Origin of the sequence: Plesiocystis pacifica SIR-1, assembly GCF_000170895.1 — a bacterium.
Taxonomy (GTDB): domain Bacteria; phylum Myxococcota_A; class Polyangia; order Nannocystales; family Nannocystaceae; genus Plesiocystis; species Plesiocystis pacifica.
In genome coordinates this window covers 49376-62800 of record NZ_ABCS01000002.1, presented here as the reverse complement: position 1 = coordinate 62800, position 13425 = coordinate 49376, and the positions used below count along the sequence as shown (strand labels likewise).

10 protein-coding genes are annotated in these 13425 nt (G+C 71.7%); 6 read left to right on the top strand and 4 right to left on the bottom strand.

Annotation, left to right across the window (positions count from 1 at the left end; genetic code table 11):
* Positions 1-131: 131 nt before the first annotated feature.
* Positions 132-1007 (top strand): glutathione-dependent disulfide-bond oxidoreductase, encoded by an 876-nt coding sequence (gene yghU / locus PPSIR1_RS01455; protein ID WP_006969187.1) that lies wholly within the window; start codon positions 132-134, stop codon positions 1005-1007.
* A gap of 51 nt (positions 1008-1058) precedes the next feature.
* Here yghU and PPSIR1_RS01450 read toward each other — a convergent pair whose 3' ends face one another.
* From PPSIR1_RS01450 to PPSIR1_RS01440, 3 genes are all read right to left on the bottom strand, one after another.
* Positions 1059-2798, bottom strand: a complete 1740-nt coding sequence (locus PPSIR1_RS01450) for an ATP-binding protein (protein ID WP_006969186.1) — start codon at positions 2796-2798, stop codon at positions 1059-1061.
* A 145-nt stretch (positions 2799-2943) separates the two neighbouring features.
* On the bottom strand, positions 2944-4299 hold the full coding sequence (locus PPSIR1_RS01445; RefSeq protein ID WP_006969185.1) for a metallophosphoesterase family protein: 1356 nt from the start codon (positions 4297-4299) through the stop codon (positions 2944-2946).
* Between the two features lie 50 nt (positions 4300-4349).
* A complete protein-coding gene (locus tag PPSIR1_RS01440; RefSeq protein WP_006969184.1) occupies positions 4350-5096 on the bottom strand; it encodes a histidine phosphatase family protein in 747 nt (248 codons plus the stop codon).
* Positions 5097-5269: 173 nt separating this feature from the next.
* Here PPSIR1_RS01440 and PPSIR1_RS01435 point away from each other — a divergent pair, with 173 nt between their 5' ends.
* The 4 genes from PPSIR1_RS01435 (at position 5270) to PPSIR1_RS01420 (ending at position 12294) form a co-directional block, all read left to right on the top strand.
* A complete protein-coding gene (locus PPSIR1_RS01435) occupies positions 5270-6070 on the top strand; it encodes an SDR family oxidoreductase (RefSeq protein WP_006969183.1) in 801 nt (266 codons plus the stop codon).
* 127 nt (positions 6071-6197) lie between these two features.
* Positions 6198-6833 (top strand): hypothetical protein, encoded by a 636-nt coding sequence (locus PPSIR1_RS01430; protein ID WP_006969182.1) that lies wholly within the window; start codon positions 6198-6200, stop codon positions 6831-6833.
* Positions 6834-7245: 412 nt separating this feature from the next.
* On the top strand, positions 7246-9288 hold the full coding sequence (locus tag PPSIR1_RS01425) for a hypothetical protein (RefSeq protein WP_006969181.1): 2043 nt from the start codon (positions 7246-7248) through the stop codon (positions 9286-9288).
* 66 nt (positions 9289-9354) lie between these two features.
* Positions 9355-12294 (top strand): serine/threonine-protein kinase, encoded by a 2940-nt coding sequence (locus tag PPSIR1_RS01420; protein WP_006969180.1) that lies wholly within the window; start codon positions 9355-9357, stop codon positions 12292-12294.
* Here the strand turns inward: PPSIR1_RS01420 and PPSIR1_RS01415 are convergent.
* Positions 12291-12653: a hypothetical protein gene (locus PPSIR1_RS01415; RefSeq protein WP_006969179.1), complete on the bottom strand. Its 363-nt coding sequence runs from the start codon at positions 12651-12653 to the stop codon at positions 12291-12293. The two genes, PPSIR1_RS01420 and PPSIR1_RS01415, sit on opposite strands and share 4 nt — an antisense overlap.
* 140 nt (positions 12654-12793) lie before the next feature.
* Here PPSIR1_RS01415 and PPSIR1_RS47280 point away from each other — a divergent pair, with 140 nt between their 5' ends.
* Complete coding sequence (locus PPSIR1_RS47280; RefSeq protein WP_157595104.1) at positions 12794-13291, top strand: hypothetical protein; 498 nt, start codon at positions 12794-12796, stop codon at positions 13289-13291.
* The last annotated feature ends 134 nt before the right edge of the window (positions 13292-13425 follow it).

Genomic DNA, 13425 nt, shown 5'->3' with positions numbered 1-13425 from the left:
TACAAACGCGCAGCTTCGGGGCGCGGGGAGGGGCGACATCATGGATCCTCATCCGCCGAATTCGACCTCAGGGGTGAGTTTTTCCCGTCCGCGTAGCATGTCGACGAGGGCCCGCGTATGGAGGGGCTGAGATGGCCGAAGGCGACGCGTATACCCCCCCTGAGATCTGGACCTGGGACGAAGATGGGGGCGGGCGCTTCGCGGCGATCAATCGCCCCGTCGCGGGCCCCACCCACGAGCGCGAGCTGCCTGTGGGCGAGCACCCCCTCCAGCTCTACTCGCTGGCCACGCCCAACGGCGTCAAGGTCACGGTGATGCTCGAGGAGCTCCTCGCCGCCGGCCACCGCGAGGCCGAGTACGACGCCTGGCTCGTCAACATCCTCGAGGGCGATCAGTTCGGCAGCGGCTTCGTGGACATCAACCCCAACTCCAAGATCCCGGCGCTGCTCGACCGCAGCCAGGATCCGCCGCGGCGCGTATTTGAGTCTGGGGCCATCTTGCTCTACCTCGCCGAGCGCTTCGGCGCCTTCTTGCCCACCGAGGGCCCCGCCCGGACCGAGACCCTCAACTGGCTGTTTTGGCAGATGGGCGCCGCCCCCTACCTCGGCGGCGGCTTCGGCCACTTTTACGCCTACGCGCCGGTCAAGCTCGAGTATCCGATCAACCGCTTCGCCATGGAGGTCAAGCGCCAGCTCGATGTCCTCGAGCGTCACCTCGCTGACCACGAGTACATGGCCGGCGAGGCCTACACCATCGCCGACATGGCGATCTGGCCGTGGTACGGCGCCCTGAGCAAGGGCCTGCTCTATGACAGCGCCACCTTCCTCCAGGTGCACGAGTACGAGCACGTCAGGCGCTGGGCTGGACAGATCGCCGAGCGCCCCGGAGCCAAGCGAGGGGCCATGGTCAACCGCAGCTGGGGGGACCCCGCCAGCCAGCTCCGCGAGCGCCACGACGCCTCGGACTTCGAGACCAAGACCGCCGACAAGCTCGACGGCGCGGGCTAGCGGGCTAGTAGCGGGCTAGCGACGTTTGTCCCGCGCAGGGGGTCTCACGGCCTAGGAGATCTGGTCGAGCTCCCACCGCCACCGACCGTCGGTGTGGTGGATGAGGCGCTCGCGCTCGAGCCGATCGAGGAACTCGACGGCCCGCCGCGGGTTGCCCCCGCTCTCGGCGTAGACGACCGCGCCGAGCTCGGCGACCTCGGGGACCTCGAGCTCGAGCCCGTAGGCGAGCAGGGTGTCGACGGACTCGCGGCTCAGGGGCGCGAGGGTGAGCTCCGGCGCGTCCTGGTGGTCGGCGCGGACCTTGGCGAGGAAGGCCGACACGGGGTGGTCGGCGTCGAGCTCGTCGTCCTCGTAGGCGGCGATGCAGCACACCGGGCGCGCCTTGGCGTTGGGGCTCAGGAGCTCGGCGAGGAACTCGAGGCTGGGGCCGTCGGCCCACTGGAGATCGTCGAGGAAGAGCAGCAGGGGGCGCTCGCGCGGGATGGTGTCGACGAGGCGCTCGACGGCCTCGCGCAGCCGGGCCTTGGCCAGGTCCGGGCCGAGCTCGGTCAGCGTGGGCCGGTCGGGGAGCAGGTTGGCCAGGGCGGGGGACATGGCCATGAGCAGGTCGGCGTGGTCGCCCAGGCCCAAGCCGGCGTCGAGCAGCACGCGCCAGGTCTCCAGCTCGGCCTCGTCGAGCTCGGGGAGGTGGTCGTCGAGCAGGGCGTCGAAGGCCCGGAGCAGCGCGGCGTAGGGGATGGCCGAGGGGATGGCGTCGAACTTGGCGCGGGCGAAGGCGCCGCCGTTCTCGCTGACGGCCACGCGCAGGTACTCGACGGCGGCGGTCTTGCCCGAGCCCATCGCGCCGTGGATGGTGCCGAGGGTCGGCCGCTTCTCCTTCACGCAGGTCTCGAAGCAGGCCCGCAGCGCGGCGGTGGTCTCCTCGCGCTCGAGCGGCGCGCCGGCCCACGACAGCCGCGTCGGCGCGGCGCTGAGCTTGGCGCTGCTGACCAGGGGCATGCCGATCTCGAACTGCTCTTGGAAGGCCGCGAGGCGGTCGGCGCAGGCCTGGGCGCTGGGCGGGCGCTCGTTGGGGTCCTTGGCCAGGAGCTGGGAGACGAAGGCGTCGAGGGCGTCGGGGATGTCGAGGCCCTCGCCGGCGAGGCGCCGCGGCGGGCGGTTGAGGTGGGCCTCGATCCAGTCGTCCTGGTCGCGGCCGAGCAGGGGCAGGCGCCCGGCCATGAGCTCGAACAAGGTCACGCCGAGGCCGTAGAGGTCGGAGCGACCGTCGGGGCGGCAGCCCGGCATGCGCCCGCTCTGCTCGGGGGCGAGGTAGGGGAAGTTGCCCAGCTGCCAGTCGTTGAGCTTGGGGTGGTTGATCTCGCCGATGCGGCGGGCCGAGCCGAGGGTGCGGGCCTCGAGCTGGCGCGTGGCCGGGTCCCAGGCGAGGGCGGCCGGGGTCACGCTGAGGTAGAGGACGCCCTGGGCGTGCATCCGGGCCAGCCACGAGGCCATGCCGGCGGCGAGCTCGATGGCGCGGGTCAAGGACAGGCCCGGGCCGAGGCCGCGCAGCAGGGGCGCCGTGGTCGAGGGGGCGTAGGTCAGCGTCGCGCTGTCCGGGTCCCAGGAGACCAGCGAGGGGATGCCCGGGAGCTTGGCCGCGTTGAGCGACCACATCAGCTCCGCCTCGCGGCTCAGGCGAGCGCGGGCGAGTTGATCCCAGGGGCGCTCGGGCGATGCGACGCGGACGCGGCCGTTCGCTTCAGAGGTGGCATCGCTGCGCAGGATTCCGCCGTGGCTCGTCGTGGACATGGTGCGAATGGTCGTTGTCTGCGGACCGTCGAGGCCCGGTGGCAATAGCGGAAATTTGCCACAGTTTGCCGCTTTCGTGGCGGCGATTCTGTGGTGGTGGACTCGGCACCCGTGCGTTGCCGCGCCGTAGCCCGGGCCCGCGGGCTCAGGCGATGGTCAGCAAGGGGAACACGCGCTCGGCTTCGAACACTTTGACGTGGGGATAGTCGGCGCTGATCCCTAGAGCCACGCCGTCCGGCCGAAACACCATGGTCGCGTAGCCGAGGCCGCCGATGTCCTCGACGCGGCGGGTGTTGACATCGACTGAGCAGTCCGCTTCGAAGTTGAGCAAGCCTTCACGCATCAGCACGCGATGGCCGCGGCGGATGTTCTTGTGGCCGTGGACGATGCCGTAGATCCCGGCCTCGTACATGTCGCGGACGCCGGCCTCGGTGAAGGGATGATCGATCTCGCGGTACTTGGTCCGGAAGGTGTTGCCGACGGAGCCGTGATAGAGCTCGAAGGGATCGTCGGCGAGCAGGCGGTGGAACCAGGTGTTGAGGCCGAACACGCCGTCGCGGGCCATGAGCTTGGCCGTCACGTCGTCGACGCCCGCGTGGGCGAGCAGGAAGGAGCCCCAGCGCCGGGCGACGTCCATGCGCTCGAAGAACCAGTGGAACTCGCCGCCGGGGTGCAAGAAGAGCTCGCGGGCCTTCTCGGCGGCGCGGTGGATGTGGGCGAGGCTCAGGCCGAGCTCCTCGCACTTTTGCGGCAGCTCGACCATCTTCTCGCGGATGCGCTTGAGCTCCTTGGCGATCTTCTTGTCGGGCACGAGGCCCTCGGCCTCGCCGGGGAACTCCGCGAACCACCGCTCGTCGGGGAACAGCAGCTCGTGGAGCTCGGCCTCGCTCAGCTCGCTGGCGTCGTCGGGCTCGAGGTACTCGCGGCGAAGCTCCTCGAACAGGGGCATGGTCTTCTTGCCCATGCGCACGAACAGGTGGGCGAAGCGCGGCTCCTTGCGGCCCATGTAGGCCAGGCCCACGAGGGTGCGCAGGTCGTGGTTGCCGGCGAGGATCTCGACGTCGGCGCCCTTGTCGATGAGGATCTTGATGGCCCGGAGCAGGCGCAGGTTGCTGGGCCCCTTGTCGAAGCAGTCGCCGGCGATCACGAACAGCGCGCGCTTACCCTCGCGCGTCAGCTCGTAGGCGTCGTCGGCGTGGCCGAGCCAGCGCACCCCGCCCGAGGCGATCAGCGAGCGCCGCCACGCGTCGGCGTCGGCGTGGATGTCGGCGAAGAAGTACATCGTGCGGTTGGGCCACACGAAGGGCCGCTCGCCGATGCGGTAGCGGAGCTCTCGCAAGCTCGCGTCGTAGTCCTCGATGGCCGCGTCGCGCAGGCGCTTGTGTTTGGGCCACGGCTCCGTGGTCTGCGGCAGCGGGAGCTCGCAAAACTCGGCGCCCTGGTAGCGGGGCACGTGGGGGTCGCGGGAGGGTCGGGACACGGCGAGGGCAGAGCGGGACATGTCAGGGGTGGGGTCAGTCCGAGGTCAGTGGGCCGAAATCGATGGGGAGGTCAGTCGCGGGCGCGCTTGGGGGGGCGAACTTTCCACGCCCCCCCGACCTTCGTCCAGGCGCCGGGCAGCCCGTCTTCGATCTGCTCGGCGCTGCGCTGGAGCTCGAGCAGGACGAAGCCGCAGTGGTGCATGGACAGGCCGGGCACGGCGGCGAGCTCGAGGGCGCCCATGCACACGGCGGCGTGGCGCAGGGCGCCTCCGTGGCTGACGAACACCGCGAGGGTGTCCTCGCCGGCGGCGCGCAGCTCGTGGCAGCGGACCTCGACGTGGGCGGCGACCCGCGCCCCGGCTTGCATCAAGGACTCCGCGCCGAGCAGCGGCAGGCGGTAGCGCGGGTGGGCCTTCCAGCCCGAGGGCAGCACGGGGCGCCGCGGGTCGCGGCGGATGATCGCTTCGATCTGGTCGACGGTCAGGTTGTTGCCCGAGCCGGTGCTGCGCTCGGCGAGGTCGGGGAACTCGGCCACGTCAAAGTCCGCGCCCGCGGCGAGGGTGGACAGCACGCCCGCGGCCAGGCCGGCGGTCTCGCTCGCCCGCAGCAAGGTCGAGGTGTGCAGGGTGGGGTTCACGCGCAGGCCCAGCTCGCTCGCCGCGGCCCACAACTGGTGGCCGAGCTTGGCGGCTTGCTCGCGACCCCGGGCGGTGAGCGGGTGGGGCAAGTGGGCGCTGGGTACGCGCTCGGGTTGTTCGTAGTCCCCGTGGCGCACGAGGGCCGCGACGATGCGTGCTCGTTGATCGGCTCCAGCCATCGGATTGCGCCATTGTAGGGCGCAGCCCATCAATGACCAGGCTCGAAGACGGGGAATGTCGGGGAGATCGCCTCGCTGGGGTGGGGTCGCGCGTGGCGATCTCCGCGGGCCCCCGCTGCGGGAGTGGTGTGGGAGCGCTCCGCGGTTCGCGCGGCGATGTCACAATCACGGCCATGAAGCGAGCGCGGGGGAGCGGGGGTCTCGACCAAGCGGCGGTGTTCATCACCGGAGCGGCGCGTGGCATCGGCCTGGCCTGCGCGCGCGCCTTCGTCGAGGCCGGCGCCCACGTCGGAGTCTGCGACCGCGACGGCGAGGCCCTCGACGCCGCGGCGAAGGAGCTCGCGGGCGTGCACGCCGAGCGCGTCGACGTGTGCGAGCCGGAGTCCGTGGCCCGAGCCCTCGCGGCCTTCGTCGACGGCCCGGGGCGGGGTCGCCTCGACGTGCTCGTCAACAACGCGGGCGTCATGCACGTCGGGCCGTTCGAGGCCGTGCCCCTCGCGGCCCACCACCAGACCATCGCCGTCAACTTCCAGGGCCTGCTCAACCTCTGCCACGCCGCCTTCCCGCACCTCGCCCAGACCCCCGGGGCGCGGCTCATCAACATGTCCTCGGCGTCAGCGATCCACGGGATCCCGGAGATGGCCAGCTACAGCGCGACCAAGCACGCCGTGCGCGGGCTGACCGAGGCCCTGGCCATCGAGTGGGCGCGCCACGACGTGCGGGTCTGCGACGTCATGCCGATGTTCGTGCGCACGCGCTTGCTGACGAACACGGCGCGGCTGACCAGCGAGGGGATCTTGGGGGTGCACCTGAGCGCGGCGGACGTCGCCGCGGTGGTCCTCACGGCGGCGCGCTCGGACTCGCGTCGGGTGCACTGGCCGGTGGGCTTCCAGAGCAAGCTTGCGCATCAGGCGCGAGGCTTCGCTCCAGATCGGCTCACGGCCTTCGTGCTCCGCCGCCTCGCCCAGATGTAGGGCACCCCGCCGATTTTCGCCCTGCAGAAGTTTTTTGGGCGCGGCCGTGATCTTGGCGGCGATCCTTGCATCTACCTCCGGCGTGCGGAGCGACGAAGCACGCCGGGGGCTCGGACGACGGGGCTGGATGGTCTGGCTCCTGGTGATCGCGGCCGCCGTGGTGGCCGCCTGGCCCCAGGCTGCACGGGCCGCGCTGTCCGAGGGGGCGAGCGCCGAGGCTGCGCTGCCCGAGGCCTCCGACGCGCCCCCGGCTGCGGACCCCGAGCCCCGCGAGGTCGAGACGCATCTGCTGTTCGAGGTTCCCGGGTTGGCTGGATCGCCGGAGGCCGTGGCCGCGGCCGTGCCCCAGGTTGAGGAGGTCGAGGAGGGCGAGGAGTCTGGCCAGGCTGACGCCGACGCCCCGGCTCCGTGGGCCGCCGTTGCAGGTCACGACACCACGCTCGACGTGCTCGAGGCCCCCAAGGGCGGCGGGTGGATCGCGGGCGGGCTGGTCGGGCTCGCGGGCGGGGTGGCCCTGGCGACCCACGGCTACGCCGAGCTCGAGCCCGCCGGCCTCGACGTCGAGGCCCTCCTCGGTGACCGAACCCTCACGACCTTGCAGCCGACCCTGGGCGTGGGCGCGAGCTCGCTGCTCGTGGGCTACGCCGCGCTGCGCCTGGGGCTGCACCGGCGCGGGCAGGGCGAGGACGCGGCGCTGCGCTGGCGCCCGCAGGTCTCCGTGGGTCTCGAGGGCTACAGCGTCGGGCTCGCGCTCCAGTTCTGATGAGTCCGCGACCCTCTGATCAGAGCGCGGGCAGCTTTTCGGGTCTCGCGTGGGTGATTTGCGTGCTGCCAATTGACCGTCGTTGAGCGGTTTTTAAAATCGATTCTGGCTGTGAGTATAGCGATGTTATTGGGCCCATGTCCTCGGTTGTGGACCGTGATTTGAGACCTGTCACCGTACCTGGCATGCGCACACTCGAGCGATCGGGACAGGATGGGAGCGCGCCGTATACCCAGCCAGTCGGCGGCTGAGCGGCTGTTCGATACCAAGGCGTGTGCTGCTGTCCTCGGGTGCCTCTGGGGGAGCCTGCATGGGGCGGGCGCCCTTCGAATGTGAACGTTCGAGATGATTGTTGTCACCCATACAAAATGTGCACTTTTCTCGTTTGTGCATCCTCAACTATAGCTCACGCGTGGACATCTCGATCAGTCGCAGCCTCTTTCTTTGTGCTCTGCCGTGTTTTGCTCTGGCCTGCTCCGACGACGCTGGAGGGGCGAGCGACGCCGCGGACGAGGTGGGCACGGAGGCGGAGGCCGGCGAGTCGTCCTCGGAGGGCGAGACGGGGACCACGGGCAGCTCGGAGGGCGAGGACGGCTCGGAGGGCGAGGCCAGCACCGAGACCGGGGGCGGCCAGGACCCGCCCCTCGACGGCGATCTGGTCACCTACGCCGGGGCGAACGCCGAGTTCAACGAGGTCCTGCGCCTGTCCGACGGGACCTTCCTGGTCAGCGGCGCGGCCGATGACCTCGACTGGCTCGACGCCGCGGTCCCGCGGGTGGAGCTCGACGGCGCCGGCGAGCTCTACACCGCCGAAGACGGCCGGGTCGGCTTCATCCTGCACTTGTCGGCCAACCTCGGCGAGGTGCTCCGGGCCGCGCACTTCCCCGGCGGGACGGTCACCGACATCGATCGCATGCGGACCACCGAGGTGCCCGGGTCGATCACCGGCGACCTCTACATCTCCGGGCGCCGGACCACGCCGAGCTGGCAAGACGACGGCTACTACATCGCGCGCCTCGACGGGAACTTCGTCGACGCGGCGCCGACGGGGGCGCTGTGGGCCCGGGACATCGTCGCCGAGCCCCGCGAGGCCGGCGGCTACGAGGGCCAGTCGGCCTACGAGGTCCTGCAGCCTTGGGACGTCGGCGCCGAGGGCGAGGTCGTCTACGGGCGCGGCTCGGAGTACGACTTTGGCTGGGCGGCGATCGAGAAGCTCGACGCCGACGGGGAGCCGGCGACCGTCGAGCACTGGCCGGCGCACTGGGGCGACGGCGGGGAGCACTACGCCGAGGCCTCGACCTACCCCGGTCAGATCACCCACAGCGCCGTCGTGCTCAAGGCCGGGCGGCTCGGGAGCCTGCGCTCGAAGGACGCCGAGGGCTACGCGGCGATCACCGACGACGGCAACGGGGGCACGCGCCAGGGCAGCTGGCCCGACGACTACTTCTTCTCGGGGCCCTGCGTGCCCGGGGGCGACTGCGCGGGCGCGCCGGGCTACACGGGCTACTCGACGAGCTCCAAGCCGACCCAGCGCCTGGGCGCGATCGTCATCGATCGTCGGGACGGGAGCATGTTCTTCGGCTACTCGACGCAGTCCGTGCTGCCCGGCGGGCTGCCGGACTTCGAGCCGGTCGCCGTGGCGATGTCGGCCGAGGGCGAGCTCCTGTGGTGGAACCGCCTGTACCGCGAGACCGACGACAACTCGACCCCCGACCAGTACGTCGACGGCCTCGCCCTCGACTACGCCAACGATCGGGTCGTCGTGCTCGCGCGGGCCCACGGCAACAACGTGATCAACCTGTGGCCCGGCAACGACATCGCCTCGACGCCCGAGGCCTCGGCGTTCAAGAACGGCTTCTCCGGGACCAGCGGGAACATCCACATCAGCTGGCTCGGCTCCTTCACCCTCGACGCCGGTCAGCTCGCGGCCTCGACCTTCGTGGCCGAGTACGCCGACACCACCGGGGGCCTCGGCGAGCCGCTGTCGGACCCCAACCTCGACGGCTGGCCCGATCCCAACGGCGGGTGGCCCAACCTCACCACCACCCGCTGCCACGACCTGGAAGTTGGCCCCGAGGGGCAGGTCGCGGTGGCGTGCACCGGGCGACGGACGATCACCACGGCCGGAGCTTGGCAACAGATGCCCAAGTTCGAAGACGGCAGCAGCGCGTGGAATCGCTTCTTGCGCGTGTACCCGGCGGACTACTCGACCTTGATCTACAGCAGCCTCGTGGTCGGCAGCTTCGACGCCGAGGGTGTCGGGGGCGGCAACACCCGCGTCGAGGGCATCGCCTTCGTCGGTGAGGGCGGGGGCCTCGTCGGCGTCGGCGCCCACGAGGTCGACGAGCAGGGCGTGCCCAAGGGGGAGCTGGTGCCCACGACGGCGGTGCCGAGCTGGGGGAGCGAGGAGGTCGATGGCGAGACGGCGCTCTTGGTCCACTACGTCGTCGACTGATCCTTCGGTCATCCCGAGGGGGGGGACCCTGGACGAGCCCTCGCCGCGTCCTTGCTAGGATGGAGCATGGGCGAGACGGGGGCGCGGGGCGAGCGGGAGCTGCTCGATCGCATCGGCGACTTCGAGATCCTCGAGCGCCTCGGGGCCGGGGTCATGGGCGAGGTGTGGCGGGCGGTCGATCGCAAGCTCGGGCGGCCCGTGGCGATCAAGCTGCTGCTCCCGCACAAGCGGGGCACCCGGGCCCAGGACCGGATGATCCGGGAGGCGCGGGCCCTCGCGCGCCTGGTCCACCCCAACGTCGTGGCGATCTACGAGGTCGGCCGCATCCCCGTCGACGGCCCCGGCGTCGAGCCGATCTACATCGTGCTCGAGTTCGTCGACGGCGAGACCATCGCGGACTGGAACGAGGCCCGCCGCGCCAGCGCCCCGGGCCGCGCGATGGGAGACTGGCGCGCGGTGCTTCGCATGTTCCGCGACGCGGGCGAGGGCCTGGCCGCGGCCCACCGCGTCGGCCTCATCCACCGCGACTTCAAGCCCGCCAACTTGCTCATCGAGCGCGCCACGGGGCGGGTCAAGGTCGCGGACTTTGGCCTGGCCTTCCTCGGCGACGGGGCCGTGTCCGCGAGCGCCTCGTCTGGGGATGGTTCTAGGGATGGTCTTGGGTACGGCTCTGGGGACGGCGAGAGCTTCGACAGCGGCGTCGACTCGAGCCTGGACTTGGAGCCGGGCTCGCTCCGGCTGACCCGCGCCGGGGCCGTGGTCGGGACGCCGGCCTACATGGCGCCCGAGCAAATCCTGAGCCGGGCGGTGACCGCCGCGAGCGATCAGTTCGCCTTTTGCCTGTGCCTGTGGGAGGCGCTGCACGGCTCCTTGCCCTGGCACTACGAGAGCATGGACTCGCTGCGGCGAGCCGCGGCGCGAGGCCTGCTGCGCCCCGGGGCGAGCGTGGTCACGGTCCCGCGCTGGCTCGATCGGGCCGTGCGGCGCGGGCTGTCGGAGCGGGTCGAGGACCGCTTCCCGAGCATGGAGGCGCTGCTTAGCGAGCTCGACGAGGGCCCTCGACGGCCGCGGCGGCGGGCCCTCGCTGCGGGCCTGGGCGCGGCGCTGATCGCCGTCGCGGGGTTGAGCTCGTGGTGGACGGCGGGGCGGAGCGAGCGTGGCCCGGAGACCCCCGACCTCGCCGCCTGCGAGGACGCTCGGGCGCGCCTCGACGCGCGCTGGAACGAGGCGCGCTCCGAGGCCGTCGAGGCCGCCTTCGTGGTCGCGGGCGGGCCCGAGGCGCGCCACCAGGGGGAGTCCGTGACCCGCTTTGTCGACGCGCGCACGCGGGTGTGGGCGCAGGAGTACGCGGGCCTGTGCGAGCAGGCGGCGCTGCGCCCCCTGAGCCCGACGGAGCAGCGCATCTACGCCTGCCTGGACCTGCGCAGCGCCGAGCTCGACGCGACCGTGGGGGTGCTGCTCTCGCCCAGCGAGAGCCTCGACGTCGACGGCTTCGAGCTGGTCCACGACACCCTCGCCCTGGGCCCGTGCACGGACTCGAGCTTCCTCCCGGTGCTGCCCGCGGATCCGGCCGAGCGCCGCGAGTTCCTCGAGCTGCGCACCCGCGTGGCCCAGCTCGAGGTCCTGCGCGGGAAGGTGTCCGAGGACCAGCTCGCCGAGCTGCGCGTCGAGATCCTTCGCTTTGACCACCCGCCGCTGACGGCCGCCTTCGACATGGTCGAGGCGCGCCACCACGAGGCCCGGGGCGACGAGGCGGCCCACGAGCGGGCGCTGATCCGGGCCTACGAGGGGGCGTCGATCGGCAGCCACGAGCCCCTGGCGCTCCGGGCCCTGGGCGGGATCTTGAACCTCCTGGCCAAGCAGCGGCGCTTCGCCGAGGCGGCGTGGGTGCTGCGCCAGGGCGAGATCCTCGACGCGCGCTGCGGCGCGACCAACCCCAAGGAGTCCGGGGACTGGGGCAACCGCCGGGGCTCGCTGGCCTTTTACCGGGGCGACTACGAGGCCGCCGCCGAGGCCTTCCGCGGGGTCTGGGAGCGCTTTTCGTCCACGCCCGAGGGCGAGGCCCTGGGCCTGGGTCCGCTGTCGAACTACGCCACGGCCACGCGCCGCCTGGGCCGGCGGGACGAGGCGCGCGCGCTCTATTTGGACGTGATCGGGCTCGAGCGCGAAATCTATGGGCCCCAGAACCACCGCTTGTTCGCGCCCTACGTCGGCCTGGCGCTGCTCGAGCTCGAGGTCGACACGGAGGCCTCGCGGGAGTGGTTGGAGCGGGCCGACGCGATCGCGCAGATGGGCATCGCCTCCCAGCGCGCCCTGGTCCAGTCCAACCTCGCCGAGCTCGAGCTGGGCCGGGGCGCCTACGCCGAGGCCCTCGACGTCGCCCTCGGGGCGACCGCTGCCTTCGCGGGGATCGACAAGCGCGGCGAGCTGTCGTGGGTGAGCGCCGAGCTGCTGGTCGCGGACGCCTCGCTGGCCCTGGGCGACGTCGAGGGCGCGGCGCGGCGCCTCGCGTCGACGCGCGCCGAGGCCGAGGCCCTCTACGAGGGCGAGCTCCCCCAGGGGGAGACCTTCGCCCTGCTCGAGGTCGCCATCGCCCTCGAGCGCGGCGAGCTCGAGGCGGCCGAGGAGGCGATGATCCGCGACGCCCCCCTGCGCGACGCCGGGCCGGGCGTGGGCGTGTCCGAGGACGGGCGCTTCGAGCTCTACGCCGGCGAGCTCGCCCGGCGCCGGGGTCAGCTGGCCGAAGCCGAGGCCTACGCTCGATCCGGCCTCGCCCTGGGCGGACCCTTCACCGTCAACGCCAACCTCGTGCGCCCGCGCCTCGAGCTGCTCTTGGCCGAGGTGCTGTGGGCGCGCGCGGACGGGCAGCCGGGGGTGAACGCCGCGGAGTCGATGCGCTGGGCGAACTCGGCCCGGGACCAGCTGCGCGCGGCCGCGTCGACGGCAGGGCGAGCGCAGCTGCTCGCGGAGGTGGAGGCGTGGCTCGCCGAGCGTGAGGGCGACTAGCCCGCTTCGGAGTCTGCGGCCTCGTCGTCGGCCTCGTCGTTGGTGCTCGGCGTCGAGACGTCGCCCTGGAGCACGTCCGCCGCGAGCCGCGAGAGCGCGGCCTGCATCTGCGCCGCGCTGGCTCCCGAGGCAGCGAGGCGCTGGAGCTTGACCAGGTTGCTCGCCACGGCGGCTCGCTCGGCGTCGGTCTCGGCCCCCAGGGCGGGGTCGCGGGGCTTGCCCTTGGCGTCGCTCTTGGTCGCCTCGGAGCCGACCACGGCGGTCTCGAGGACCATGACCAGGCGCTGGAGGATGCGGTAGATCGCCGAGCTCGAGAAGCCGCCGAGCAGGGCGATGAGCGGCCGGCCGACGCCGCGCATGCTGTTCTCGTGTCGATCTCGACGAGCGAGGACATGATCAGGCCGGCCATCATGCCGAGGAACAGGCGGATGTAGTAGGTCGAGCGGTAGGTGGGGTCGTAGTTGCCGTCGGTGACGTACTTCTTGACGGTGAACAGGGCGTGGAAGCTGGCGCCGAGCAGGGCGGCGAACAAGAAGTAGGCCTGGTTGACGAGCAGCGGCCAGCCCGAGCTGAGCAGGGGGTCGCCGCTGGTGGGGTCGGAGTCGACCAGCGGCGAGATGCCGATGAGCAAGACCGCGGCCAGGGATGCGGCCGCGATGATGAGCAGGTGGCGGACCAGCGGGACCTGGAGGTGCCCGCCGGCCTTGCTCTCGATCAGCAAGAGGGTGTTCGGCTGCGCGGGCGCGACGGCCTCGACGAGCTTGCGGTGCGCCGCGTAGAGCTCGCGCAGGGAGGGCGCGGGCTCGTCGGTGTCCGGGCTGGCCGCGGCCACGGTCTCGATCACGCTGATGGGCAGGCGCGGCGAGGTCATGCCGCGCCCGAGGTAGCGGCGCAGCATGGCCTCGCACTCGCGCCGGACCCGGTCGTAGATCTCGAAGTGCTCGAAGTGCTCGGACGCGTCCTGCGTCGCCATGGTCACTCCGCCGAAGCGCGATGATAGCGAAGGCCCGGGAGGCAGCGAGGCTCAGGCGATGAACGAATTCCCACGCTGCGCATCTCTTTCCGCGCGGAAACTCAGAGACCGTCAACGAATCCACGCCCCCCGCTTGCGGGGGCGACCACCAGCCTTCT

Bases quoted from the DNA above. Each gene is read 5' to 3' on its own strand.
- PPSIR1_RS01440 (WP_006969184.1), bottom strand. From the start codon at position 5,096: ATGGCTGGAGCCGATCAACGAGCACGCATCGTCGCGGCCCTCGTGCGC.
- PPSIR1_RS01450 (WP_006969186.1), bottom strand. From the start codon at position 2,798: ATGTCCACGACGAGCCACGGCGGAATCCTGCGCAGCGATGCCACCTCT.
- PPSIR1_RS01415 (WP_006969179.1), bottom strand. From the start codon at position 12,653: ATGCGCGGCGTCGGCCGGCCGCTCATCGCCCTGCTCGGCGGCTTCTCG.
- PPSIR1_RS01445 (WP_006969185.1), bottom strand. From the start codon at position 4,299: ATGTCCCGCTCTGCCCTCGCCGTGTCCCGACCCTCCCGCGACCCCCAC.
- PPSIR1_RS01420 (WP_006969180.1), top strand. From the start codon at position 9,355: ATGGGCGAGACGGGGGCGCGGGGCGAGCGGGAGCTGCTCGATCGCATC.
- PPSIR1_RS01430 (WP_006969182.1), top strand. From the start codon at position 6,198: ATGGTCTGGCTCCTGGTGATCGCGGCCGCCGTGGTGGCCGCCTGGCCC.
- PPSIR1_RS01435 (WP_006969183.1), top strand. From the start codon at position 5,270: ATGAAGCGAGCGCGGGGGAGCGGGGGTCTCGACCAAGCGGCGGTGTTC.
- yghU (WP_006969187.1), top strand. From the start codon at position 132: ATGGCCGAAGGCGACGCGTATACCCCCCCTGAGATCTGGACCTGGGAC.